The organism is Actinoplanes sp. NPDC051633, assembly GCF_040681735.1.
GTDB lineage: Bacteria > Actinomycetota > Actinomycetes > Mycobacteriales > Micromonosporaceae > Actinoplanes.
In genome coordinates this window covers 1-4,268 of the sequence record NZ_JBFAZH010000686.1, presented here as the reverse complement: position 1 = coordinate 4,268, position 4,268 = coordinate 1, and the positions used below count along the sequence as shown (strand labels likewise).

At 68.7% G+C, this 4,268-nt stretch carries 4 protein-coding genes; all 4 read right to left on the bottom strand.

Annotation, left to right across the window (positions count from 1 at the left end; genetic code table 11):
• On the bottom strand, nt 1-840 hold an 840-nt coding region (locus AB0M20_RS29755), incomplete at its 3' end, for a hypothetical protein (protein WP_364303633.1).
• Nucleotides 841-891: 51 nt separating this feature from the next.
• The gene (locus tag AB0M20_RS29750; protein ID WP_364303632.1) at nt 892-1,725 is read right to left on the bottom strand and encodes a carbohydrate ABC transporter permease; all 834 of its coding nucleotides are present in this window, start codon (nt 1,723-1,725) and stop codon (nt 892-894) included.
• 11 nt (nt 1,726-1,736) lie between these two features.
• Nucleotides 1,737-2,684, bottom strand: a complete 948-nt coding sequence (locus AB0M20_RS29745) for a sugar ABC transporter permease (protein WP_364303631.1) — start codon at nt 2,682-2,684, stop codon at nt 1,737-1,739.
• Between the two features lie 35 nt (nt 2,685-2,719).
• Nucleotides 2,720-4,015: an extracellular solute-binding protein gene (locus tag AB0M20_RS29740; RefSeq protein ID WP_364303630.1), complete on the bottom strand. Its 1,296-nt coding sequence runs from the start codon at nt 4,013-4,015 to the stop codon at nt 2,720-2,722.
• Between the last annotated feature and the right edge of the window lie 253 nt (nt 4,016-4,268).

Below are 4,268 nucleotides of genomic sequence, written 5' to 3'. Positions count from 1 at the left end.
CACCGACAGCCAGGCGCCGTGCGATGCCCGGACCGACTCGACGTCCGGGTCCCAGAACTTCGCGTGCGCATGGCGGGCGAGCGGCAGCACCGCCGCCCAGTCGGCCGGCTGCGACCGGCCGCAGCGCCCGACGACACCGGCGACCAGGTTGGCCAGGACGGCCTCGTCGCGGTGACCGGCCAGGGCCGCGAGGGCGGCGCCCATCCGCCGGCTCTCCCACGACTCGTGGATCACGCCGATGCGGTCCTCGGCGAGGCCGGATCTGCGCAATGCGAGGTCGAACGCCGCAGGCAGGTCCGGAGTGGACAGACTGAAGTCGATCGTGAATCCGAGGTACGGGCTACCGGTCTGCGCCTGCAGGGTGAGGACGTCGACCACGGCCGGTGCGTCCGGTGCCGTCATGCCCTGCAGTTCGAAGGTCAGCACGACGCCCAGCCGCTCCGCCTCGGCCAGAACGCGTCGCATCAGGACGGGCTCCATGCCGAGCGCAGCGCGGACCACGCCGAAGCCGAGCCGGGCCGCCACCGCCAGCTGGGCTCGGAGGGCCTCGAACGCCTCCTCGGCGGTCATCGTGCGGCCGGGGCGACGGTAGAGGTCGGCGTAGACGCCGAGCGCGACCGGAACCAGTCCGAGGCGGTCCACCGCAGCGCGGAAGGCCCGCTCGTCGGCCGCCGACAGTGCCGGGAAGCCGCGCCAGATCTGGTGTCCGATGACCTCGAGGGCCGGCCCGCACCCGGTCGAGGCGAGGTGCTCGAGCACCTCGACCGGGTCGGCGCCGGCGCGCCACAGGGGCGTCAGCGAGAAGGACGTCGTTCCCAGGATCGGACCGTGATCGGCCACGGTGAACTCCAGACGCAATGGTGGTGCCGGACGGGGAGGGCTGATCGGCGGCTACTTGATGCCGCCGGCGAATCCCTGGATGAACTTCTTCTGCGCGAACAGGTAGAAGGCGAGGATCGGCACCATCGACAGGATCACGATCGCGAAGATCTTGTTCCAGGCGGAGACCAGCGAGCCGACGTAGTAGTACATCGACACGGTGAGCGTCTGATAGTCCGATCCGCCGAGGAAGATCAGCGCGGTGAAGAAGTCGTTCCAGACGATCAGCCCGGTCAGGATCGCCACGGTTCCGGTGGCCGGCGCCATCAGCGGCAGGACGATGCGGAGGAACACCTGGCCCGGGCCGGCGCCGTCGATGGCGGCGGCCTCCTCGTAGTCACGGGGCAGACCACGGAAGAAGCCGGCGTAGAGGAAGACCGCGAGCGGCATCAGGGTGCCGACGTACAGGACGATCATTCCCCACGGTGTGCCGACCAGGCCGAGGGTGCGGGCGCCGATGTAGAGCGGGATCATGCCGAGCTGGACGGGCAGGATGATCGCGACGAGAAAGAGGTAGAACGCGATCGTCCCCCAGCGGTGGGTGGTGCGGGCCAGCACGTAGGCGGCCAGCGATCCGAACAGAACCAGGCCGAGGATGCTGCCGACGGTGATGAACACGCTGTTGGCCAGGCCGAGGATGATGCTGGACTGGCCGCCGGCGGTGAGCACCTCGGTGAAGTTCGAGACGGTCGGCCGGCTGGGCGGCGTGGAGGAGCTGGTGGTGAGCAGCTCGTCGTCGGGCTTGAGGGCGGTGATGACCAGGAAGTAGAACGGCAGCAGGGTGATCAGGCCGACGACCCAGACGAACGATTCGCGCAGCAGGGTGGCTCTCGTGTATCGGAACATGACGCGGCTCCCTAGGTCCGATCCCGGGTGGCCATCTGCTGCAGCACCGAGAAGACGAGGATGATGGCGGTCAGCATGAGCGCGAGCGCGGCGCCGAAGCCGAAGTTGCCGAGCGCGAAGGTCTCCTTGTAGACCTGGGTGGCCAGCGTCTCGGTGGCGCCGCCCGGGCCGCCGTTGGTCAGGGCCATCACCTGGTCGAAGACCCGCAGGCCCTGCACCAGCATCAGCGTGCCGGCGATGGCGATCGACGGGCGGATCGACGGTGCGGTGATGTGCCAGAACCGGCTCCAGGTGCCGGCCCCGTCGAGCGCGGCCGCCTCCTCGACGTCCGGTGAGACGGTGGCCAGGCCGGCCAGGTAGATGACCATCACCAGGCCGGTGGTCTGCCAGACCATCACCACCAGCACCGCCCAGATGGCCAGTCCCGGATCGGCCAGCCACGGCCGCTGCCAGGACTCCAGGCCGATCCATCCGAGGAACTGGTTGAGCGGGCCGTCGAAGTCGAAGATGAACTTCCAGACGTAGGAGACCGCCAGCGGGCTGAGCACGACCGGCATGAACAGCAGGACGCGCAACAGGTAGCGGGTCTTGAGGGTACGGTTCAGCGCGAGCGCCAGCAGCAGCCCCAGCACGTTGGTGAGGATCAGGAAGCCGAACGCGATGAACAGCGTGTTCTTCAGTGAGCCGAGCAGCGTGGGGTCGTCGACGATGCGCTCGAAGTTGTCCAAGCCGATGAAGTTGAAGTCGCCGATCCCGGTCCAGTCGGTGAAGGCGTAGAAGGCGCCGCCGGCGGTGGCGACATAGTGCACGAGCAGCACCATGGCCACGGCGGGCAGTGCCCACCACCAGTGACCGTAGGAGATGAGGGGCCGGTTGCGCCGGGGACGAGCGGTGTCATCGCCCCCGGCGGTCGAGGGACCTCTGTGGACGACCTTGTCGGCGCCGATCTGTGTGGTCATGACTCGTCCTCAGCGCTCGTGGTCCGGCAGGGCGATCATTTGCCCCAGGCCTTGTCCATGGACTCGAGCACGGACTGGGGGTTGCCGCGGCCGGCGACCATGCCCTGGACACCGGTCGAGAGGGCGTCGTAGACCGCCGCGTTGGGCCATTCCAGGTTGGGCAGCGGTGCGTAGTCGCCCTTGGTGAGAAGGTCCTTCACCGGCGTGTACTGGGGCGCGAGCTCGGCGGTCTCGACGCCGGACACCGGCACCTGTCCCTCGATCTTGGTGAACTGCGCGGCGTGTTCCGGCTCGGCGAGCCAGGTCAGGAAGTCCTGGGCCGCCTTCTTCCGCACGGCGTCGACCTTCGCGTTGACCGACAGCGCGTAGTTCGGGCTGGCGAGCAGGTACGGCTTGGCGCCGGCCGCCGCGGGGAACGCCTGGATCTCGAGGGTGGTGCCCTTGGCGTTGTTCATGATCTCCTGCGCGGCGCCGCCCGGCACGAACGCGCCGAGTGAGGTGCCCTGCACGATGTTCTTGGTGATCGCGTCGAATCCGCCGCCGGCGGCGCCCTTCTGGAAGCAGCCGGTCCGGTTCATCTGATCGATCGTCTGCAGCACGCTCTTCCACTGCTCGCTCTGCGCGAAGGTCACCGTGCCGGCGATGCGCTGCTTGTTCCAGTCCGGCGTCTGCGCGTACACCTGGGTGGCGGAGATCGACATCGCCATCAGGCCCGGGTTCGGCGCGACCGATCCGGCGAGCGCGAGGAAGGACTTTCCGTCGGCCGCGAGGGTCCGGCAGAGCGTGAGCATCGCGTCGGTGTCGGCGGGGAAGTCGGCGCCGGTCTTGTCTGCCGCGCCGCTGTTCCAGACCATGCCGACCGGCACCAGGTCGGTCGGCTGGGCGTAGGTCTTGCCGTCGACGCTGAACAGGCCCTCGGTGCCCTTGGGCACGACGGCGGCCGATGCCGCGTTGAGTGGCTCGAGCAGCTTGGCCTCGGCCAGCGGCAGCACGGCTTGATCCTGACCCCGGCCCGGCGCGACCACCATCAGGTCCGGTGCGTTGCCGCCCTGCAGCTGGGTGCGCAGGGTCGTGCCGTAGTTGTCGTTGGGCAGCTTGCGGAGGTCGATCGGCACACCGGTTTCGGTGCTGTACTGCTTGGCGAGCGTCTCGTACGGGCTCTCGCTGGTCGTCGAGGTGGGGAAGGTGAACGCGAAGCCCTTCGCGTCGCCGCCGCCGGAGCCGCCCTCGCTGCCGGCACTGCTACAGGCGGACAGGGTCGCCGCGCCGAGGAAGGGCACGGCGACGAGGACACCGAGACGGCGCAGCCTCGCAGAATTGAGCTTGGTCATGTCGGAGCCTTTCGTGGCGGATCCGGCGGCGAGGACCCGGTCAATCCAGGACGTTGGGTCTCTGACGCCACGGCCCGATCCGGTCCGTGACACCGCCGCGGTGGCTGTCACCAACCTTCTGCTCACGAGTGGAAGAAGTCAATCGAACCCGAACCCAAGAAGGCTGATGGCTCACATCACCGTGGTCTATGAGCCGGTCGCGGGTCGGTCAGGCCACCTCGGCGGCCAGGGTCGCGCCCGCTTCGACGAACCG